Consider the following 20,583-nt stretch of genomic DNA (forward strand, 5'->3'; position numbering starts at 1 on the left):
AATCAAAAAGCAAAAATTTGACACCTCAATACAAAAAAAAATTTTCCATCAGTATTAAAATCGCGATTGTAGTTTTTGCATTTTGGTTTATCTATGTAAAACTTATCGCCAATAATGATTTAAAGAAATTTATATCGCTATTAAATGCAATGCCCAAATCTCAAATCTGGACAATACTTTCTATTGTTGTTGCTTTAATGTTGATAAATTGGGGTTTGGAGGCCTTAAAATGGAAACGATTAATTAAACAAGTAGAACCCATTAGTATATGGCTGGCTATTGAATCTGTTTTTTGCGGATTAACTTGGGCAGTTTTTACACCAAACCGATTGGGAGAATACGGGGGTAGAGTATTTTTTCTTTCACCCAAAAGAAGAATAGTTGGTGTAGTAGCAATGGCAGTTGGCCAGATTGGTCAGTTAGTCTTAACCAATGTTTTTGGTGCAGTTGCAATTTGTATTTTTGTATATAGGTTTACATCAATAGATCATCGCTTGTTTTTAGCAGCGGTTGCTCTAACTATTGCATTTTGCATGGTTTTTCTCATTTTCTTCTTCAACATTAAATGGTTAAATGGCATTCTGTTATCTATGCGTTTTACCAGGAAGTATAAAAAATTCTATTCTATTTTGGCTCGATATAAAAAAGCCGAATTACTTAGAATTTTACTCTTTTGCTTAGCTCGATACCTAGTATTTAGTACGCAATATTTCATCATGTTTTTGTGGCTTATTCCTGAGCTTCACTTTTTAGATATCGTAATGTTAGTGAGTATCTTGTTCTTTGTTCAATCGTTATTGCCTTCTTTAGATTTGCTAGATATTGGCATTAGAAGTATAACCGGCCTGTTTTTCTTTAAATATGTAACACAACAAAATACAGCAGTTGTAGCATGTATTGCAAGTATTTGGCTTATCAATATTATAATTCCTGCTATATTAGGGTCGTATTTCGTTTTTAAACTCAATTTCTTTGGAAGTAATCAGCGTACTTAGTTATTTTACTGTTTTTTTAACCCTAATTTATGTGCTAGTAGTAGGGACATTCATAAGAGGTTGGGCAAAAATTATCCCGTATAAACGGAATCATAATTTACCTAAAACAAAGGTTTCGATATTAATTGCTGCCCGTAATGAAGAAGATAAAATAGCCAAAACAATTGATGATCTTTTAGCTCAAGATTACTATAAAAAATTAGTCGAAATTATTGTAATTGATGATCATTCTACTGATAAAACTTCGCAAATTATTTCATCCTATGCAGGCTCAGGTGTAAAACTAATTCAGCTTAATGAGGCAAATGCTTTAAACTCCTATAAAAAGAAAGCCATACAAACCGCAATAGGCGAAGCAACCGGCACACTCATTATTACAACAGATGCAGACTGCAGGATGGGAACTAATTGGTTAAAAACTGTTGTTAATTGCTATGAAACCAATAATTATAAAATGATATCATCGCCTGTGGCTTATTTTGAAGAAAAAAGTTTTTTCGAAAGAATACAAACCTTAGAGTTTTCTTATTTAATTGGTTTAGGGGCATCAACTATTGGTAACAACAACCCAAGTACTTGTAATGGTGCAAATCTAGCTTACGAAAGAGCAGCGTTTTTTGATGTTGGAGGCTTTAAAGGGATTGATGATTTAGCTTCTGGCGATGATGAATTACTGTTACATAAAATGGCCGCTATTTACGAAGGTAAAATTGGGTTTTTAAAAAATAGAGACGCCATAGTGTTTACACATGCAAAACCAACACTTTCAGAATTTATACAACAGCGTAAGCGATGGGCATCTAAAAGCACACGTTATAAAGATAAATTGGTTATTGTATTAGGTATAAGTATTTGGTTATTTAATCTCAGCATTATTGTAAATGCTATGTTGGCCATTATTTTTCCTAATGGAGAAAGTGGCTGGTTTTTACTTTTTCAATTAATTTGTAAAATTGGTGTCGAATTGATTTTTTTAAACAACGTAACTAGCTTCTTTAAACGGAAACAATTATTAGTTTTACTGCCAATAATGAATGTCTTGCATATTATTTACTTCGTTTACATTGGTATTGCAGGTAACTTTGGAAAATACAATTGGAAAGACCGTATGGTTAAATAATTACGATGAATAATAATAGCCCCTCAAAAAAAATATGGAATAGATTTAAACGCAATAAGCTAGCGTTTGGTGGATTGATATTTATTCTTTTATTAATGGTAATGGGTATTTTAGGCTATTTAATTACGCCAGATCAAACACCATATGCCAACACCATGCATCTGCAAATCACCAATAAAAAACCAGGTAGATCTTTTGATTTTCTAATTATCAGCAGAAATAACAGCATTAAAAAAGTAAATATTTTTGAGAAAATGTTGTACGGTCAAGAAGCCGATTTTAAAAGCATTCCAATTACATCTTATCGCCAAGTAGGAAATAAAATCTTCGCTAGAGAGTACATAGGCGATGATGAGCAGGCAGAAGAAATTGCTTATCCTTTAGTTTCTGGTACAAATCGTTATACACAAACTTTTTATTTAGGTACAGATATTTACGGAAGAGATTTACTAAGTAGATTAATTTTAGGCATCCGAGTATCGCTATCAGTTGGCTTAATGGCCGTATTAATCTCCCTATGTATTGGCGTAAGTTTAGGTGCAATTGCTGGTTATTTTGGTGGTAAAACCGATGCCAGCATTAGCTGGTTTATGAATGTAATTTGGTCATTACCTTCTTTATTACTTGTTATAGCCATTTCTTTTGCATTAGGTAAAGGCTTTTGGCAAATCTTTATCGCCGTTGGTTTATCTACATGGGTAGATGTTGCACGTTTAGTTCGCGGGCAAGTGATGGCACTAAAAGAAGTAGAATTTGTAGAAGCAGCCAAAGCATTAGGTTTTTCTACAAGTCGTACAATAGCAAAACACATCTTACCCAACATAGCCGGACCAATATTAGTAGTCGCATCAGCTAATTTCGCATCAGCTATTTTATTAGAAACCGGATTAAGCTTTTTAGGTTTTGGCGCACAACCTCCCATGCCAAGTTGGGGTACCATGATAAAAGAACATTACGGCTATATTATTATGGATGCAGCTTATTTAGCAATTTTACCAGGCTTGGCAATTATGCTTACTGTTTATGCGTTTAATTTATTAGCCATTGGCTTACGTGATGCTTTTGATGTAAAAGGACAAAACGTGAGCGTTTAACTATTTGAAATTATTTTTAAGATGTTATTAAACTGTTATCAGCAAGAATTTATAGAAGCAGGTTGTGATGAAGCAGGAAGAGGTTGCCTTGCCGGACCAGTATTTGCTGCTGCAGTAATTTTACCTAGAGATTTTTATTTAGAAGAGTTAACAGATTCGAAACAATTAAACCATCTTCAACGCGAAACCTTACGCCCTATTATAGAGAAAGAAGCCGTTGCTTGGGCAGTAGCAACTGTAGATCACGAAGAAATTGATCGCATTAACATATTAAATGCTTCATTTTTAGCCATGCATAGGGCGATAGAAAAATTAACTACCCAGCCCCAATATTTAAGCATTGATGGTAACCGTTTCAAAGCTTATCCTCAAATTCCACATAGTTGTATTATAAAAGGTGATGGGAAATACCTAAACATCGCGGCAGCTTCAATTTTAGCAAAAACACATCGCGATGAGTTTATGACTAACCTTGCTGTGGAGTTTCCTCAATACAATTGGCAACAAAACAAAGGCTACCCTACAATAGCTCATCGAAGAGCGGTTATAGAAATTGGATTATCACCATTCCATCGTAAAACTTTTACGATAAGCGACCCTCAATTACGTCTTTCTTTTGAAGAAGAACTATAATTCGTAATTTCATGGTGTGAAAATCCTTATTTTAACAAATCGAGTACCTTTCCCGCCAAATAGTGGCTATCCAATTGTGGTGTACAACACTATAAAGGGCTTGCTTAGTTTAAATGTAGAGGTTTCATTGTTCAGTATTAATGCTTCAAAACACAAGGTGGATGTTGATGATATTTACGACGCCGTTTTTGAGCAAATCAATTTTCACTCCTTTAATATAGATACCGAAGTAAATATTTGGGGTGCCTTCTTCAATATTTTCTCTAATCAATCGTACAACGTTTCAAGATTTTACGACGATGATGCGGCTAAATTATTAGAAAATGTTTTACGAGAGAACGAGTTTGATATCATCCAGTTTGAAGGACTATTTGTTGTTCCTTATTTAGATCTTGTTAAAGAATATAGCAAAGCAAAGCTGATTTATAGAGCGCATAACATAGAATTTGATGTTTGGGAACGTTTGGCTGCTCGAGAGCAATTTACACCTCGGAGAAAGTATTTAGAGTTTTTATCTCGGAGATTAAAAGTTTATGAAACCGAGCAAATTAATCGTTTTCACCAAGTGTTTGCTATAAGCGATCCAGATAGGCAAAATATATTACGTTTGGGTTGTCAAACACGGTTAGATGTTTTTCCAGTAGCGATAGATTTTGAGAAATACCAAGTAGACGTAAAGAAAACCAGTTTCCCTACTTTGTTTCATTTAGGAGCAATGGATTGGCGCCCAAACAAAGAGGGATTGGAATGGTTCTTAGATGAAATTTGGCCCGACATAGAAAAACTAAGCGGCGAATTGCGTTTTTATATTGCTGGTAAAAACATGCAAAAACAGTTTTTCGATTACGATTCGGATAATTTAATAGTTGAGGGAGAAGTTTTTGATGCAGTAGAATTTATGAATTCTAAAGCCATTATGATTGTGCCCTTGTTATCTGGTAGTGGGATGCGGGTAAAAATTATAGAAGGTATGGCTATGCAAAAGTGCATTATTGCTACTACTATGGCGGCGGAAGGCATTAAGTGTGAACATGGAAAAGATATACTAATTGCAGATACTCCTGATGAATTTTACCGTTCGATTTTACAATGCATCACCCAACCCAACCGCTGGCGAGAAATTGGTAAACATGCTCGCAAAACAGTAGAACGAGATCATGATATTAATGGCAACGCTACGCGGATGTTAGCGATTTATGAGATTTTGGTAAAGAGTTAAGGTTTTTAGCTCGCCGTTGCCGCGGGGCTGGACTTGCGATGCAATGCTGCCTTTGTTTTTCGATTATATAATGCTGTTTAAATTAACTTAACCTTAAAACATTGCGCTATTCTTAGTATTTTTACCCGCTAAGATTATATAAATTACAAATGAAGAATACCGCATTAACAGAAAAACACATATCATTAGGTGCTAAAATGGTGCCGTTTGCAGGTTACAATATGCCTGTACAATATCAGGGTATTAATGTAGAACATGCTACCGTTAGAAACGGGGTTGGTGTTTTTGATGTAAGCCACATGGGCGAATTTATATTAAAGGGAGATGGTGCTTTGGATTTAATTCAGCGGGTAACGAGTAACGATGCATCGAAATTATACGATGGAAAAGTGCAATATTCTTGCTTGCCAAATACTGACGGCGGTATTGTTGATGATTTATTGGTATATCGCATAGACGAGAAAACATATATGTTGGTGGTTAATGCATCGAACATTGAGAAGGATTGGAATTGGATACAAAAATATAATACGGGCAATGTTGAAATGCACAACATTTCTGATCATACTTCACTTTTAGCGATACAAGGACCAAAGGCTGCTGATGCTTTGCAGAGTTTAACGGACATTGATTTGGCATCGATGGAATATTATTCTTTCAAAAAAGGAACTTTTGCTGGTGTTGAAAATGTTGTGGTTTCGGCTACGGGTTATACTGGTGCTGGTGGTTTTGAAATTTATTTTGAGAATAAATATGCTGAGCAAATGTGGGATGCCATTTTTGCTGCTGGTGCTGAATACGGAATTATGCCAATTGGTTTAGCTGCTCGTGATACGTTGCGTTTAGAAATGGGCTTCTGTTTGTATGGTAATGATATTGATGATACGACATCGCCTATTGAAGCTGGTTTAGGATGGATTACAAAATTCACTAAACCGTTTACTAATTCGGAAGCGTTATTAGCCCAAAAAGAGGCTGGCGTTGAACGTAAATTAATTGGTTTTGAAATGATAGACCGTGGCATTCCGCGTCATGATTACCCAATTGTAGACGCTGAAGGAACTGTGATTGGTAAAGTAACTTCGGGTACTCAGTCTCCGTCTTTGCAAAAAGCAATAGGCATGGGCTATGTAAAGAAAGAGCTGTCGAAAGAGGGTTCGGAGATTTTTATCGATATTAGAAATAGCAAAATCAAAGCTAAGATTGTTAAGTTTCCATTCTATAAGTAGTGTTAGTGGTTGCGAGTTGTGTGTTACAGGTTTGGATGCGTACAACTCGCAATTTATAAATAGTGTTGCAGTTTGGATGGCTAGATTTGTAACTCTCAACCCACAATCCCAATATGTCTAGAACAATTGAAGTTTGCTTAACTCCCGCTCTATTAAATTTATATGCTATTGAAAACAGTATAGTTGTAGTAATTGATATACTGAGAGCAACATCATCCATTACTTATGGGATAGATAATGGCGCTGAGACTATTATTCCGGTTGCACATGTAGAAGATTGTTTAGCTTATGCTGATACGGGATTTTTGTTAGCTGCCGAACGTAATGGCGAAGTTGTTGAAGGTTATGATTTTGGAAACTCGCCGTTTTCTTACACTAAAGAAAAGGTTGGTGGTAAAACGGTTGTACTAACCACTACGAATGGCACTAAGGCGATGCATATGGCTCAAGAAAGGGCACACCAAGTTGTGATTGGATCTTTTTTAAATATAACTGCTTTATGTAATTGGCTAAAAACACAGGATAAAAATGTGTTATTGCTTTGCGCTGGTTGGAAGGATAATTTCAATTTAGAGGATACTTTGTTTGCTGGTGCTGTGGTAAATGCTTTGCGCAATGATTTTAAGCATAGTGATGATGCTTGCGTGGTGGCAGAAGATATGTATTTGATGGCTAAGGATGACTTGAGAACCTATTTGCATAAATCTTCTCACAGTCATAGATTGGCAGCGTTAAATATTGAAGAGGATGTTCAGTTTTGCTTAAAGCTAGATGTTTGTGAAGCTATTCCTGTTTTAGAAGGAAATAAGTTGGTAGCGTTAAGGTATTAATTTTATAAGCTATCTATTAACAGCTACCACAATACAACCTACTAAATTAAAAACTACAAATATTGAAACGAATAAGATTAGTTGTTTCTGAATTCCAATCTTGTAGGCTTCTAAGCTCTCCCAATGTGGTTCTAATGCCACATTTTGCTTATTGGCGATAGCACTATTGTTAATTAAATTATTGATATCATTTGTATAAAGTAGCTTGTAAAAAACAGGTTTTTGATTGAAGAGTTTAATAAATTGAGCTTCGGATTGACGGTGGAAACTTGCTATTTTTTCGTAGAAATCTATAGACTTTTTTGTTTTTTGTTGATAGATTTTGGCTAACCATAAGTTATAAATGCCAATTTTTTTAATGGTATCTCCACCACCCAATGGGGTAGCGAATTGATGTTCTATAGTATAGCTATTTCCTTTTCTATTATAGGTTTCAGTATAACTTGATATACGTACACTATCAGGATTATAACTTATCTGATCTATAATTAAAAGATTGCTTACCGGATGTTTAAAGAGTTCATAAGAACGATTAATATGAAGTGGCGTTTCTTTAATTGCACGCATATTTAATAGAATAGGGATAAAGAGAAATGTAGAGGTATAAAAAAAGAAATTGCTAAACCAATAAAAAGCTCCAAATCTAAAATGATGTTTCTTTACAGGAATACGAATAGTAAACCACCAAAAAAATAATGCAGTTAAAAATAATATAATAATTTTAGGTGCATTTGCAGTAGGCAATATATTATATTTAATAGTTATATAGTACAATGTACCTATAGTAATAGCTGATAAAATGCAAAAGTTAAATGCTTTTTTAAGTGCAAAGATGTAAGCTGAAATAAATGAATCAAATAATGGATTACTTTTTTTATTTAGCAATTTCAGATGCTTATTTAAGAATTTTTTTAGTAGAAACTCATCGCTAGAGTTTACTATAGTGTACTTATAGCAATCTGATGAATTTGTGTAGATAAATAATGCTTTGTTACCCCTAGTTACTTCGGCAATTTCAAACCCCCTAACGTTAACTAGCTCAATGTCTACTTGTTTTTGCTTATTTAGCCGCTTACTATCTTGACTAATAACGAGCTCATTATTGGTTATTGTTATTACTGTAATTGATTGGGTTAAATATCTGGCAAGGTAGTATGTTGTAAAACCTAAGGCTGTAAAAATAAAGGGATATAAATAATTAATTTTAAGCCCTAGTATAGCTAGTGTAATTAATGCTGTAAGTGCAAAAAGAACAATAAACAGCGTGTCATTCCAATTCCTGATGGGTGATTTAAATTCGATTGTATTATTTCTGTCTTCAGTCATTTATGCTCGTAACAACTCCTGAAAACTCTCGCTACTTTTAATTGCTCTTAAAGCTTCTTCATGAGCTAACCAATATATGGTTTCTGCTTTTTTCATGTCGAATGTGCTAATCTCTCCCATCCCTTTGGGTTCAATTAGTAAATCGCAAAACTTAGCTTTACGCTCCATATCGTGATTAATAGACATTATTCCTGCTCGTTGCATTAAGTGAGAAATCTTTACAATTTTATCGACTGGTTTTAAGTGATTGCAGGAAGAACCGATGATGTAATCGCAATTATTAAGTAAAGGTTCTACTGGGAAGTTGTTTAAGATGCCGCCGTCAACAAACATTTGGTTTTCAATCATAATTGGCCTAAAAATACCGGGTATGCAACTCGACGCCAATATTGCTCTAATTAACGGCCCTTTTGTGAAATACACTAAGTTTCCTTCGCTGAAGTTTGTGGCGCAAATTGTTAATGGAATTTTAAGGTCTTCGATTTTATCGTGAGGGAAATATTCGTTTAACATATCTCGAACATTTTCGATATTAATTAAACCCAAAGATCCTAACGCCGGGCGAATAAATCGTAAAAGCTTAGTCCGGATAAAGATATTTAAACCTTCTTCTGGATCGATGCCTGCGGCGTAAAATGCACCAGCAATAGAACCAGCGCTTGTACCACTCACATGACTAAATTTAATGCCTGCATTCATAAAGGCTTTTAAAATTCCTAAATGTGCAATGCCTCTAATGCCTCCACCAGATAATACAATGCCGATTTTCTTTGTAGGTTTTATTTGTGTCATTGGTTTAATAGTTCATTAGTATCATTGGTTCATTTGTTTTCCTTCGACAAGCTCAGGATGACAGGTTGGAAAATTGAAGATTGTTAACTGTATCATAGGTATTCCTTTTGGGGAACTGTTTATTGATTTTCTTTAGGCTTGTATTTGGCTTTAGTTAATATTTTTTGAGCATCGGTTTCGGCCATTAGTTGTTGTAAGGTTATGGTTGGATTTTCTGCCATGTATTTTCTTACAATTTGCCAGCCTAACCACACTCCTAATTTTGGTGCCGATGATCTTTTCTCTCCTATACCTGGTGTAAATGGCCCATCTGTTAAAAAGGTTTGTATTTTTTGATTATCACTTTGGTACAATAAATCATTCTCTAAGAAGAAGCCCCAAATATTACCCTCGTAATTAGTGCACCAAGCTAATTGTTTACCGGTGTAGCCAATTTTAACAGTATCGGCGGTAGTTTCTGGTAAAATCTGGTCCATAAAGTAGAGGATTTTGCCATTGTAAATCATTTTTGCTAGTAAGGTTTGATCTTCATCGCGTTCTGGGAATAACTCTTCTCTTGCATAAACTTCTGTAACTCTCGGTACAATATATTGTGGTTCAAATCTTCTAGATTGATACATGGGAATGCTTTGCACAATAGCCCCGTAAAATTTGCTGTCTCTGCCTAAGAACATATCTAACCCAATGCTCATGTAGTCATCTCCGGTTGTAATTTGATAGGCAAAGCCTGATAGATGAGAAATAAAACGAGGAACTTTTGCTTTAGGATAATAATATTTAATGTACTTAAAACTCTGAGTTAAATCTTTCTCTACAGTTTTTAAATTAGGATAAATACTATCCACCTCGCCATTTAAATCTGTATAAGCCTGATCTTTGTATAAACCTGTTAATACCTCTGTTCCAGTTAAACTGGGATTACCCACCATTCTATGCACAAAGTCATCGTAAAAGAAACCGTACTTCTGTTGTAAAAGACTATCTGTTTGTTGTACATCTTTATTTTTACCACGGTATAAATCTTGGTCAAATCGTTGTATTTTTATATCCAACTTGCTATTGCTGATGTCTGGCCTTTTATCCTGCTTGCAAGAAAAAATTACCATTACACACAGAAAAAATAGATAAATTTGTGCCGAAGGCATCCCTTTCGAAAGGTATTTTACGTTATAAGCCATGAATAACAAATATAACCACAAGTAACATGAAAAAAACAGTAACCGCAATACTATTCCTTTTTTTTACATTGAATCTTTATGCTCAAGAAAATGCTGCTCCATATTATGGTTTTAGACTTGGGTTAACTGCACATCCAAACTTTGGCTATATAAAAGCAGAAAATGGCAAAAGCAATGGCGTTAGTTTAGGATTTTCTTATGGTTTGATTGGTGATTTTAATTTTGCAGAGAATTATAGCTTTTCTACAGGGTTAACGATTACTACTATTAATGGTAAAAGCACAGAAATAAATGCTTTGCCTTATCATGCTAGTGTAAGTAGTACTACTCCCGTAAGTTATGATCTAAAATATAAAATGCAGTATGTTGAGATTCCATTAACTATTAAATTAAAAACTGGCAATTTTGGGAATATTCGGTGGTTTGGTCAGTTTGGTTTATCGAATGATATCAAAATAGGCGCTAAACAAGATGCGGAATCTAACGGAAAAGAATTAGCAGATGATGTAAATTCGTCGGATTGGACTCGTTTTTACAGAGCAGGGCTAATTATTGGTGGTGGTGCAGAATTTAATATCAATGGCAAAACCAGTATCATGACAGGTATTACGTTAAATAATGGTTTTACTAATATTTCGACTGGGGAAAACAATATTCGTAATCATTATGTTGCTTTAAATTTAGGCGTATTCTTTTAGTAAACTATTCTATTCATATCATTTAATGAAAATAGCACTCGCACAACTTAATTATCACATTGGTAATTTTGAACTTAATACACAACGAATTATAGAAAATATAGCTTTGGCAAAAGCTAAAGGAGCTGATCTTGTTGTGTTTGCAGAACTGGCAATTTGCGGTTATCCTCCTCGAGATTTTTTAGAGTTTTCGGAATTTATAACACTGTGTGAAGAAGCTGCCCAGCAAATAGCTACACATTGTGTTGATATTGCTTGCGTTGTTGGTTTGCCAATTAAAAATGAACTTTTAGAAGGTAAGGATTTATACAATGCCGCTTATTTTATTGAAAACGGAAAAGTAAACGTAATTACTAAAAAAGCATTGTTGCCAACGTACGATGTGTTTGATGAGTATCGCTATTTTGAACCGAATACAAAATTTGAGTGCATAGAATTTAAGGGGCAGAAAATTGCATTGACCATTTGCGAAGACCTTTGGAACATTAACGATAATCCTTTGTACGTTTCTTGTCCAATGGATGAATTAATAAAACAATCGCCAGATGTGATGATTAATATTGCAGCATCTCCGTTTAACTATCGCCACGATGAAGATCGTATTCAAGTATTAGCTGATAATGCCAGAAAATATAAATTACCCTTGTTTTACGTCAATCAAGTTGGGGCACAAACAGAGATAATTTTTGATGGTGGTTCATTAGTATTTGACGAAACTGGAGAAGTTAAAGCAGAAATGAAATATTTTGAAGAAGATCTTCAGATATTTGATTTGGATGAAATACAACATGTAAAAAATAAATATCCTCAACCAGAAAGAGCAAGTGATATTAGCCAAATTCACGATGCATTGATTATGGGTATTCAAGATTATTTTAAAAAGTCTGGATTTAGTAAAGCGGTTTTAGGTCTTTCTGGCGGAATAGATTCTGCAATTGTTTGTGCATTGGCTTGCCGAGCTTTAGGTGCAGAAAATGTAATGGCGGTGTTGATGCCTTCTAAGTACTCATCAGATCATTCCGTTAAAGATGCCTTAGACTTGGTTAATGCTATTGGCTGTAAACATGAAATAATTGAAATAAAAGAAGCTGCTGCTGCATTTGATAGTATGCTAGCTAAGCCTTTTACAGGTTTAGCTCCTAATTTAACAGAAGAGAATATTCAGGCTCGTTGTCGAGGGATTGTACTCATGGCTATGTCTAATAAGTTTGGCTATATTTTGCTTAATACTTCTAATAAAAGTGAGTGTGCAGTTGGTTACGGTACTTTATATGGAGATATGTGTGGTGCAATTGGTGTAATTGGTGATGTTTACAAAACGCAGATTTTTGAATTAGCACGTTACATTAATAAAGATGGAGAAATCATACCTGAAAACACGATTGTAAAACCACCTTCAGCCGAATTAAGGCCAGATCAAAAGGATTCTGATTCGTTACCGGATTATGGAATTCTTGATCAAATACTATTTCAGCATATCGAATTACAAAAGGGGTCAAAAGCTATCATAGCAAAAGGTTTTGATGAGGCTTTAGTACAACGTGTTCTTAAAATGGTTAATCTTGCTGAGTTTAAACGGTACCAAACGCCACCAATTTTACGGGTTTCGCCTAAAGCATTTGGCATGGGCCGAAGAATGCCTATTGTTGGAAAATATATGGCTTAAGAAGTTATTAGCATCGGTAATACATATGTAATTTTTATACTGGCACATTAAACTTAATGCATCAAAAATTGTTAAACAATAAAATGATGTGCCATGAAAAAGATATTAATTTTAGTGAGCATTGTAATAGGATTAGCATCATGCTCAAGTTATGACTACTATTCAGTTAGTAATAAACCCGTAAATACTGCTCGCTATAAAACATACGCTTGGATTCCAGAATCTCAATCTAAAGCATCATCTACTTATAACAATGATATTGCAACAGACAAAATTGTGGATGCGGCAAGTGCTGAATTAAATAAAAGAGGATTGACATTAAAAAATAGCAATCCAGATTTATTGATTAAATATACAGCAGTTGTGAATAAAGAGACTAGAACTTATGACGAGCCAGTATATTATAATCCACCAGCAAGATTATCTCCAAGATTAGGTTATTATCGTGGTAGAGCAATATATTATTACGCTTATACAGATCCTTTTCCAGTGTATGTAGGCAGCAGAGCTAGAAAAATGCAAGTGAAAGAAGGTAGTATAATGATTGATATTATTGAACGTAGAACTTCTAAATTAATTTGGAGAGGTTGGGCAGAAGGGGAAGTTAATGATCCACAAAAGGCAATTAACGATATCCCTAACGTAGTTGCTAATATATTTAAGAAATTGCCTTAGGCTTAAAAATTGTTTTCTAAAGAGGCTGGCTTAATTATTTTCCTTTTTAAGGATTGGATAAATAAGAGAGCTATGCCTATCATGATAGAAACGTCTGCCAAATTGAAAATGCCAGTTCTGAAAATTCCAAAATCTAAATGGAGGAAGTCTGTAACTGAACCGAATAAAATGCGATCATAAACATTTCCAATTCCGCCACCAATTAAAAAACACAGTCCTAATTGTATACCTGTAGATAATTTGTTTTTACTGAGCAGATAAAATAAGCCATAGCCCAGCACAAAAACAGGTAAAATGCTCAATAAAATAAACCGGACTGCTTCAGGTAAATCGTTTCCCGCACTTAAAAAAGCACCCGTATTCTCTACTTTGGTTAATATAAAATGATTTTTAATTATGCTGATGTTTTCATCATAGTCAATCTTTTGTCTTACAATACTTTTTGAAACTTGATCGCAGCCAATGTTCAGAGCAACTATTGTCAAAAGTAAAATCAATCTTAACGTTTCCTTCTTTTGCATAACGATTAAACAAGCTTTATTTTTTTATCCATTTTTTGTAAGGAATAATTAAGGCTAACAATACCGCTAAAACTGAGAATATTTGTGCTAGTATATCACCACTATTAACGTAAGGTGTTATAGAATCGTTTAAATTGATATCGGCTTTTAAAGCAGCTCTTGTCCACCATTTAGATTGTTTAAATACATCACCACGTTGATTAATAAATCCTGAAATACCAGTATTTGCAGAGCGAACAACCCATCTGCGTGTTTCGATAGCTCTTAACTTTGCATACAATAGGTGTTGGTCTTTGCCAGATGTATTCCCCCACCAACCATCGTTAGTAATAACAGCAATGAATTGCGCCCCATTTTTTACGGATTCACCAATCCAACTTCCCCAAATAGATTCGTAACAAATTACAGGAGCTACCCCAATTCCATTTTGCGAATAAAAAACAGCTGGTTTCTCTTGCCAACCCCAGCCAGATGCACTACCGCCTAAGTGTTCAAAAACTGGAGCTAAGAAAGAAAATACTTTAGGAAAAGGCATTTTTTCTACTCCAGGTACTAATTTGGATTTATGATAGAACTCAACTTCTGCTGAATTTTCTACTTGCATTGCTGCATTATAATTATCGTACCAAGCTGTACCGTCCTTAGATTGTTTAGCTGAAATCGTCTCTTTTGTATTATACCATTTTACACTTTCAATTCCTGTAATTAATGTTCCATTTTTGTACTTGCTTAAAAACTGTTGCGCTTTTAAAAAATCTGGATTGCTTCTTATTTTTTCTTCATCAGCATACCTTGGTAAAGCTGTTTCTGGCCAAATAAAATATTCAGTATTTACTTGTCCAACAGAATCTGATAAATGGGTAAGGATATTTAATTGTTGTTCAGGACTAATTGATCCATATTTCTGATAAGGGTCTATATTTGGTTGAACAACTACTACATTAACTGGAACAGATTTTTCTTTATAGCTATAATAAGTGTATAGAGAAAATCCGATAGGTATTGCAACAACCAATATCCAACTTAAAGTAGGTTTTAACTTTGGATTATTATTTTTCCAAGTCTTGTAAGCTTCAAAAGCTAAAATATTACTTAATAAAATCCAAAAAGAACCACCATACACACCGGTGTATTCATACCATTGGGCTAATTGATGCATGCCTGCAAATCCATTACCTAAAGTCATCCATGGAAAAGCTAAATCCCAACTTTGGTGGAGATATTCCATAGCAATATAAAAGGAAATCAGTCCTAAATAGGCCATTTTGGTATTTACTTTTGTTTTTAGCTGATAATAAAGCCAAAATGCAAAGGTCATTAATAACGCACCTAAACCATACGGGATAAGTGATACCAATAAAGAAACCACCACACCAATAAAGCCAGTATTCGAAGCGCTTATGGCATTATAAACCCAATAAATGCTGGCGGTATTCCAAACTAAAAAAGTTAATCCAGCGGTTAAAAAAATACGTTTGCCAGTCTTATTTTGTTTTTGATCAGTAGTATTATTTAATGCAATAAACAACGGTACTAAACCAATAAGTAATAAAGGAGCTAGCCAAACATGTGGTGGCCATGCTAACCATAATATAAGTGCGCTAAATAGAGCTAGGAGATAGTTTTTTTTGGTCATTTTATTATATGTCGGTCGTCATGCTGAATTTATTTCAGCATCTTTCATGCTATTCCATTTTTTCCAGCCTATATCCTGAGTAAATTCAAGACAATCAGCTTATTTGTTATTCTAACTTAAAAAACAAATCATCCCATTCTGAATTAAAGGAATTAATTAAATTAATTTTCCAAGCTCTTCTCCAATTCTTTAATTGTTTTTCTTTGCCAATAGCCTCTTCAATTGTACTGAATTGTTCATAATAAACTAATTTATTACAATTGTATTTAGCAGTAAAAGATTTTGGATATAACTTTTCTTTATGCTCTATACTTCTAAAATATAGTTCTGAAGTTACACCAATGTATAAAACGGAGTGAGTGAAGTTTGCCAAAATATAAACACAACCACCTCTTTCCATTTTTACAATCTTATTTAATCTGTCGTTATGCTGATCCCGAACGTTCGAGATCAGTATCTTTTATGCTATTATTTCTTACAAGATAGACCCTGAAATAAATTCAGGGTGACGACTTACTATTATAAACTATCTAAAATAGCTGATTTTTTACTTTCGTATTCTTCTCGAGTAATTAGCTGTTTATCGTAAAGAGTTTTCAGTTTTCTCAACTTCAACGTAGTTTCATCTTCCGGCTCTTCGAGTTGTGCTTGCTGAATTACAACTGCCTCTTCAATTTCAATTGGAGTTTCGAATGTATTTTGAACAACTGGCGGTACATTTATAGCTGATGCTGAAGCCCGATTTTCTTCTAATTTTTGCTGTCTAGTTAATTCTTTAAAGGCTTCTAATTGCTCATTTGCAGCTTGGTGTAATTTTCTAGCCTGTATTTTAGGAATAAACTCAGTTACAATATTTTCACCATGCTGCGGTACGCATATAAATTTAGACCCAAAAAATTCTTCTTTAAAAGAAACCTCTTTAATGTTTTTCCAAGAAATATCTTTAAAATTCATGGTTAAACCTAAATTTCCAGGTTCACAATAAAAAATCCGTTTATTACTAATTGCAATACTATCTGGCAACAAGTTTACTGCTGGTTTTTTTTGTACAGCGAGGTATAAAATTTCTTCACCACTGGTTAGTAAATCATTTAATTTCCCAATTACTTTTTCTACTGCTTTTGGATCTTGCTCGTCACTTAAAAATCTATCTATTGAGTTCATTATTTTTCTTGTTTGTATTTGTCTTTATTCTTTACTGTTTTTTCTTTTTCTGGTTTTCCAGCAACACAAATTACGAATTCTCCTTTTAATATATTGTTTTCGAAATGTGATTTTATTTCCATAACTGTACCGCGAACGGTTTCTTCGTAAATTTTTGTCAACTCTCTGCTTACGGATGCTTGCCTATCTTCTCCTAAAAACTCTGCAAATTCTTCTAAGGTTTTTAATAATCGGTGGGGACTTTCATAAAAAATCATTGTCCGTTCTTCATCAGCCAATAATTTTAAACGAGTTTGTCTGCCTTTCTTAACAGGAAGAAATCCTTCAAAAACAAACTGATCACTTGGTAAACCAGAGTTAACTAAAGCCGGGACAAAAGCTGTCGCCCCCGGCAAACAATTCACTTCTATTTCGTTTTTTAATGCTTCTCTCACTAAGAAAAAACCAGGATCAGAAATTGCAGGTGTGCCCGCATCAGATACTAGAGCTACATTTTTACCTTCTTTTAAGAATTTTATAATTTCTGAAGTTGCTTTATGCTCATTATGTTGATGATGGGAATATGCCTTTTTATCGATACCAAAATGTTTCAACATCGGAGCACTTGTACGGGTATCCTCAGCCAAAATCACATCCGCTTCTTTTAAAATACGGATAGCTCTAAAGGTCATATCCTCTAAATTGCCAATCGGAGTAGGTACGAGATATAGTTTTCCATCCATTGATGTACGATTTTTAGCTAGACGAATGACGATTTAGTGTATTGCGATTTAAAAATCTAAAATCGTAAGTCGTAATTCGTAATTCAATCTTATCTTTGTGAAAAAATAAAATAATGCTGCAAGTTAACTATATCCGCGAAAATAGAGAGAAAGTTTTAGAGCGCCTAAATGTGCGCAATTTTAAACAGCCCGAATTGGTAGATCAAATCATTTCCATAGATGAAGAACGTCGCCAAACTCAAACTTCGTTAGATAACCTTTCGGCAGAAGCTAATGCAGCAGCCAAACAAATTGGCGAATTAATGCGTAGTGGCAAAAAAGAAGAAGCTGAAGTGATAAAATCTCAAACAGCATCTCAAAAAGAAAGTATTAAGTCACTTGGTGAAAAACTAGCTGAATTAGAACAACATCAGTTTAATTTGCTTGTTCAGTTACCTAATTTACCCCACCATTTAGTTAAGCCAGGTACAACGCCAGAAGAAAATGAAGTAGTTCTAGTTCATGGTGAACCTGCAAAATTACCGGCAAATGCAAAGCCACACTGGGAGTTGACGGCTAAATATGATATTATTGATTTTGAACTTGGCGTAAAAATTACTGGTGCAGGTTTCCCGGTTTACAAGGGAAAAGGGGCTCGTTTACAACGTGCTTTGATTAACTTTTTCTTAGATGAAGCTGTTGCGGCAGGCTATAGAGAAATGCAAGTGCCACATATGGTAAATGCTGCTTCTGGGTTTGGTACAGGTCAATTACCTGATAAAGAAGGACAAATGTATCACTCAACAATTGATGATTTGTACCTAATTCCAACTGCTGAAGTTCCAGTTACAAATTTATACCGCGATGTAATTTTAAAGGAAGAAGATTTACCAATTAAAAATACAGCTTATACTCCTTGTTTTAGAAGAGAGGCCGGTTCTTATGGTTCACATGTGCGTGGTTTAAATCGCTTACATCAGTTTGATAAAGTAGAATTGGTACAAGTTACGCATCCAGATAAATCTTACGAAACCGTTGAAGAAATGAGCACCTATGTGCAAAGTTTATTACAGAAGTTAGGATTACATTATCGTGTGTTACGTTTATGTGGTGGTGATATGGGTTTTGGTTCTGCAATGACGTACGATATGGAAACTTGGAGTGCTTCTCAAGAGCGTTGGTTAGAAGTTTCTTCTGTTTCAAATGTAGAAACTTTCCAAAGTAATCGTTCAAAAATACGTTTTAAAGGAAAGGAAGGTAAAACTCAATTAGCACATACCTTAAATGGAAGTGCTTTGGCTTTACCTCGTATTGTAGCTTCAATTTTAGAAAATTATCAAACGGAAAATGGAATTGTTATTCCAGAAGTTTTAAGAAAATATACTGGATTTGATATTATAGATTAATAAAAACTCTACAGAATGAAAAAGCCCCTGATTATATATCGGGGGCTTTTTCTTTTATATAGGATTGTGTACGTTCTTATAAAATTAAAATCAACAATAAAATAATGATAATAATTGCACCAACTGAAAGGTAAACACCACCAGACAAAGCACGAGCTTTATCTTTCATTTCTCTCAATTCTTTACGTAATTCCTTTTTCTCAACTCTAGTTAAATTAGACTTATCCATTTTACGGATTTCTTCAACTCTGTTTACAATTTTTTCAAATTGAACCTTTTGTTCAGCAGTCATTTCTGTTTTTGGTTCTTTTTTATCGGCTGCAGAAACAGTGTTGGTGCTAATTCCCAATGTGAAAATTAGAACGAGAGAGTAAATAAATTTTTTCATGTGATTTTGATTTTAAAGGTTAATTATTTGTAAGATAACAAAAAACCTACCAATATGTTTGGTAGGTCTTAAAAACGCTATTTAATTTAAATAATTAGCTATTTAATTTCAAAAACTGCATTTACAGTAAAACTCAGCTTTATTTTTTTAAAATCAATTTCTTGAGCAGGTGCAGCAGCATCGGCTGATTCAGCTTTCATCATGTAGTTTCTGTATACAGGTTGTACTACACTGTCGCCACCATCTTGTATTTCTAGCACACCACCTAGCTTTTCACCTAGAGCAGTAACCATGTAACTTGCTTTGTCTCTTGCAGCTAATAATGCTTTTATTTTAAGGTCTTTTTTTAGCGTTTCCATTTTGCTATAATCATAGCTTTCAATGTTAGTGCTTGCAATCCCCTTTACATCAATAGCACTCATAATTTCGTTAAATTTGTTCAGATCGCTTACTTTTAAACGGTATTGTTTGCTCGCTAAAAAATCAGGATTTTTCTTTTTTTCTGTAGCATAGTTGTAGCTCGATACATTGTTAATCATCAAATCTTCTTTTGCAATTCCTGCTTTTAAAACTGCATTATACAACTGATTTTCCAGCTCTGTAATATCTACTCTTTTCTTACTGTTATTATCTTTTAAATACTCTTTTAGAGAAATGCCTATGTAGATAATATCTGGTGTAACTTCTGTTTCAGCCGAACCACTTACATTAATTTTCTTTCTTAAGTCTACTTGTTGAGCCATGGCACTTACACTAAATAAGGCAACAAAGGCTAATGCTATTAATTTTTTCATGTTATGATATTTAAATTTGTGTGTTATACCTATCAGATGTAAAAATCGTACCAATTCCACAGATAAGTTTTTTATTTTTCACTTCTAACTCATAACATTCACGTTTACAAAAGATTATACGAATTAATATATTTTAGTTTTTCTTAGAAAGTTCGACTTGTCTACTATTTGAGAATAAGCTTAGCGAATCAAAGTTACTTGTCATTTTAATAGAATACATCATTAAGAGATTGTTTCCCTAAGTCAATTATTTTAGCCCTTTTTAAAAGATCTAACCCTTAAATTTAGCGGTTAGACATTTTTCACCTCTATTTCTCCGTTTTTCCCAATGGTAAAAGGGCTTTGCGTAATGGGAAATGTCCTTTGCGTAACGAGAAATGTCCTTTGCGCAGTGGGAAATGTCCTTTGCGTAATGGGAAAAGCTCTTTGCGTGATGGGAAAAGCTCTTTGCGTAATGGGAAATGTCCTTTGCGTAATGGGAGATTGACATTTCCCATTGGGAAAAACCAAATTTCTAT

The 20,583-nt window shown here is 34.2% G+C and carries 22 protein-coding genes; 11 read left to right on the forward strand and 11 right to left on the reverse strand.

The annotated features are described in order from the left end of the window. Positions 1-17: 17 nt before the first annotated feature. From WC622_RS09040 to WC622_RS09070, 7 genes are all read left to right on the forward strand, one after another. Entirely contained in the window at positions 18-995 is a 978-nt protein-coding gene (locus WC622_RS09040) for a hypothetical protein (RefSeq protein ID WP_372819342.1), read from the forward strand. Then, on the forward strand, positions 973-2,115 hold the full coding sequence (locus WC622_RS09045) for a glycosyltransferase (RefSeq protein WP_372819344.1): 1,143 nt from the start codon (positions 973-975) through the stop codon (positions 2,113-2,115). Before WC622_RS09040 ends, WC622_RS09045 begins: the two co-directional genes overlap by 23 nt. A gap of 5 nt (positions 2,116-2,120) precedes the next feature. Next, complete coding sequence (locus tag WC622_RS09050; RefSeq protein WP_372819346.1) at positions 2,121-3,209, forward strand: ABC transporter permease; 1,089 nt, start codon at positions 2,121-2,123, stop codon at positions 3,207-3,209. 21 nt (positions 3,210-3,230) lie between these two features. Then, on the forward strand, positions 3,231-3,842 hold the full coding sequence (locus tag WC622_RS09055) for a ribonuclease HII (RefSeq protein ID WP_372819348.1): 612 nt from the start codon (positions 3,231-3,233) through the stop codon (positions 3,840-3,842). 16 nt (positions 3,843-3,858) lie between these two features. Beyond that, positions 3,859-5,061, forward strand: a complete 1,203-nt coding sequence (locus WC622_RS09060) for a glycosyltransferase family 4 protein (RefSeq protein ID WP_372819350.1) — start codon at positions 3,859-3,861, stop codon at positions 5,059-5,061. 149 nt (positions 5,062-5,210) lie between these two features. Continuing rightward, positions 5,211-6,290 carry a glycine cleavage system aminomethyltransferase GcvT gene (gcvT, locus tag WC622_RS09065; protein ID WP_372819352.1) on the forward strand — a complete coding sequence of 360 codons (1,080 nt, stop codon included), beginning with the start codon at positions 5,211-5,213 and terminating at the stop codon, positions 6,288-6,290. Between the two features lie 113 nt (positions 6,291-6,403). Further along, complete coding sequence (locus tag WC622_RS09070; RefSeq protein WP_372819354.1) at positions 6,404-7,120, forward strand: 2-phosphosulfolactate phosphatase; 717 nt, start codon at positions 6,404-6,406, stop codon at positions 7,118-7,120. Positions 7,121-7,129: 9 nt separating this feature from the next. Here the strand turns inward: WC622_RS09070 and WC622_RS09075 are convergent, their stop codons facing one another. The 3 genes from WC622_RS09075 to gldB all read right to left on the reverse strand — a co-directional run bounded on the left by WC622_RS09075 (position 7,130) and on the right by gldB (position 10,416). Then, positions 7,130-8,446, reverse strand: a complete 1,317-nt coding sequence (locus WC622_RS09075) for a hypothetical protein (protein ID WP_372819356.1) — start codon at positions 8,444-8,446, stop codon at positions 7,130-7,132. Continuing rightward, entirely contained in the window at positions 8,447-9,238 is a 792-nt protein-coding gene (locus WC622_RS09080; RefSeq protein ID WP_372819358.1) for a patatin-like phospholipase family protein, read from the reverse strand. Between the two features lie 119 nt (positions 9,239-9,357). Next, positions 9,358-10,416, reverse strand: coding sequence for a gliding motility lipoprotein GldB (gene gldB, locus WC622_RS09085; protein WP_372819360.1), 1,059 nt, complete (start codon positions 10,414-10,416; stop codon positions 9,358-9,360). A gap of 26 nt (positions 10,417-10,442) precedes the next feature. Here gldB and WC622_RS09090 point away from each other — a divergent pair, with 26 nt between their 5' ends. The 3 genes from WC622_RS09090 (at position 10,443) to WC622_RS09100 (ending at position 13,455) form a co-directional block, all read left to right on the forward strand. Next, complete coding sequence (locus tag WC622_RS09090) at positions 10,443-11,114, forward strand: porin family protein (RefSeq protein ID WP_372819362.1); 672 nt, start codon at positions 10,443-10,445, stop codon at positions 11,112-11,114. 25 nt (positions 11,115-11,139) lie between these two features. After that, positions 11,140-12,780, forward strand: coding sequence for an NAD+ synthase (locus tag WC622_RS09095; RefSeq protein WP_372819364.1), 1,641 nt, complete (start codon positions 11,140-11,142; stop codon positions 12,778-12,780). Positions 12,781-12,873: 93 nt separating this feature from the next. Then, positions 12,874-13,455, forward strand: coding sequence for a DUF4136 domain-containing protein (locus WC622_RS09100; protein ID WP_372819366.1), 582 nt, complete (start codon positions 12,874-12,876; stop codon positions 13,453-13,455). Between the two features lie 2 nt (positions 13,456-13,457). Here the strand turns inward: WC622_RS09100 and lspA are convergent, their stop codons facing one another. From lspA to rsmI, 5 genes are all read right to left on the reverse strand, one after another. Beyond that, positions 13,458-13,976, reverse strand: coding sequence for a signal peptidase II (gene lspA / locus WC622_RS09105; RefSeq protein WP_372819368.1), 519 nt, complete (start codon positions 13,974-13,976; stop codon positions 13,458-13,460). 16 nt (positions 13,977-13,992) lie between these two features. Continuing rightward, complete coding sequence (gene lnt, locus WC622_RS09110; RefSeq protein WP_372819370.1) at positions 13,993-15,612, reverse strand: apolipoprotein N-acyltransferase; 1,620 nt, start codon at positions 15,610-15,612, stop codon at positions 13,993-13,995. A gap of 106 nt (positions 15,613-15,718) precedes the next feature. Continuing rightward, entirely contained in the window at positions 15,719-16,012 is a 294-nt protein-coding gene (locus tag WC622_RS09115; RefSeq protein ID WP_372819372.1) for a GIY-YIG nuclease family protein, read from the reverse strand. Positions 16,013-16,131: 119 nt separating this feature from the next. Beyond that, positions 16,132-16,776, reverse strand: a complete 645-nt coding sequence (locus WC622_RS09120; protein ID WP_372819374.1) for a PH domain-containing protein — start codon at positions 16,774-16,776, stop codon at positions 16,132-16,134. After that, entirely contained in the window at positions 16,776-17,498 is a 723-nt protein-coding gene (gene rsmI / locus WC622_RS09125) for a 16S rRNA (cytidine(1402)-2'-O)-methyltransferase (RefSeq protein WP_372819376.1), read from the reverse strand. Before rsmI ends, WC622_RS09120 begins: the two co-directional genes overlap by 1 nt. Positions 17,499-17,611: 113 nt before the next feature. Between rsmI and serS the strand changes: the two genes are divergently transcribed. Then, entirely contained in the window at positions 17,612-18,883 is a 1,272-nt protein-coding gene (gene serS, locus WC622_RS09130; RefSeq protein ID WP_372819378.1) for a serine--tRNA ligase, read from the forward strand. Positions 18,884-18,959: 76 nt separating this feature from the next. On the opposite strand, the gene WC622_RS09135 is transcribed toward serS, so the two are convergent. From WC622_RS09135 to WC622_RS09145, 3 genes are all read right to left on the reverse strand, one after another. Next, complete coding sequence (locus tag WC622_RS09135; protein WP_372819380.1) at positions 18,960-19,271, reverse strand: hypothetical protein; 312 nt, start codon at positions 19,269-19,271, stop codon at positions 18,960-18,962. A gap of 98 nt (positions 19,272-19,369) precedes the next feature. Further along, positions 19,370-20,065 carry an SIMPL domain-containing protein gene (locus WC622_RS09140; RefSeq protein ID WP_372819382.1) on the reverse strand — a complete coding sequence of 232 codons (696 nt, stop codon included), beginning with the start codon at positions 20,063-20,065 and terminating at the stop codon, positions 19,370-19,372. A gap of 308 nt (positions 20,066-20,373) precedes the next feature. Next, positions 20,374-20,583 (reverse strand): hypothetical protein (locus WC622_RS09145; RefSeq protein ID WP_372819384.1); only part of this gene is annotated, 210 nt, incomplete at its 5' end.

The sequence above is a fragment of the Pedobacter sp. genome (genome assembly GCF_041662865.1).
Taxonomy (GTDB): domain Bacteria; phylum Bacteroidota; class Bacteroidia; order Sphingobacteriales; family Sphingobacteriaceae; genus Pedobacter.

What these genes read in the sequence shown, in the direction of transcription:
- WC622_RS09115 (WP_372819372.1), bottom strand. Translation starts at nt 16,012, where the DNA reads ATGGAAAGAGGTGGTTGTGTTTATATTTTGGCAAACTTCACTCACTCC.
- WC622_RS09100 (WP_372819366.1), top strand. Translation starts at nt 12,874, where the DNA reads ATGAAAAAGATATTAATTTTAGTGAGCATTGTAATAGGATTAGCATCA.
- WC622_RS09070 (WP_372819354.1), top strand. Translation starts at nt 6,404, where the DNA reads ATGTCTAGAACAATTGAAGTTTGCTTAACTCCCGCTCTATTAAATTTA.
- WC622_RS09075 (WP_372819356.1), bottom strand. Translation starts at nt 8,446, where the DNA reads ATGACTGAAGACAGAAATAATACAATCGAATTTAAATCACCCATCAGG.
- WC622_RS09120 (WP_372819374.1), bottom strand. Translation starts at nt 16,776, where the DNA reads ATGAACTCAATAGATAGATTTTTAAGTGACGAGCAAGATCCAAAAGCA.
- lspA (WP_372819368.1), bottom strand. Translation starts at nt 13,976, where the DNA reads ATGCAAAAGAAGGAAACGTTAAGATTGATTTTACTTTTGACAATAGTT.
- lnt (WP_372819370.1), bottom strand. Translation starts at nt 15,612, where the DNA reads ATGACCAAAAAAAACTATCTCCTAGCTCTATTTAGCGCACTTATATTA.
- WC622_RS09095 (WP_372819364.1), top strand. Translation starts at nt 11,140, where the DNA reads ATGAAAATAGCACTCGCACAACTTAATTATCACATTGGTAATTTTGAA.
- rsmI (WP_372819376.1), bottom strand. Translation starts at nt 17,498, where the DNA reads ATGGATGGAAAACTATATCTCGTACCTACTCCGATTGGCAATTTAGAG.
- gcvT (WP_372819352.1), top strand. Translation starts at nt 5,211, where the DNA reads ATGAAGAATACCGCATTAACAGAAAAACACATATCATTAGGTGCTAAA.
- WC622_RS09135 (WP_372819380.1), bottom strand. Translation starts at nt 19,271, where the DNA reads ATGAAAAAATTTATTTACTCTCTCGTTCTAATTTTCACATTGGGAATT.
- WC622_RS09090 (WP_372819362.1), top strand. Translation starts at nt 10,443, where the DNA reads ATGAAAAAAACAGTAACCGCAATACTATTCCTTTTTTTTACATTGAAT.
- serS (WP_372819378.1), top strand. Translation starts at nt 17,612, where the DNA reads ATGCTGCAAGTTAACTATATCCGCGAAAATAGAGAGAAAGTTTTAGAG.
- WC622_RS09080 (WP_372819358.1), bottom strand. Translation starts at nt 9,238, where the DNA reads ATGACACAAATAAAACCTACAAAGAAAATCGGCATTGTATTATCTGGT.
- WC622_RS09050 (WP_372819346.1), top strand. Translation starts at nt 2,121, where the DNA reads ATGAATAATAATAGCCCCTCAAAAAAAATATGGAATAGATTTAAACGC.
- WC622_RS09055 (WP_372819348.1), top strand. Translation starts at nt 3,231, where the DNA reads ATGTTATTAAACTGTTATCAGCAAGAATTTATAGAAGCAGGTTGTGAT.
- WC622_RS09140 (WP_372819382.1), bottom strand. Translation starts at nt 20,065, where the DNA reads ATGAAAAAATTAATAGCATTAGCCTTTGTTGCCTTATTTAGTGTAAGT.
- gldB (WP_372819360.1), bottom strand. Translation starts at nt 10,416, where the DNA reads ATGGCTTATAACGTAAAATACCTTTCGAAAGGGATGCCTTCGGCACAA.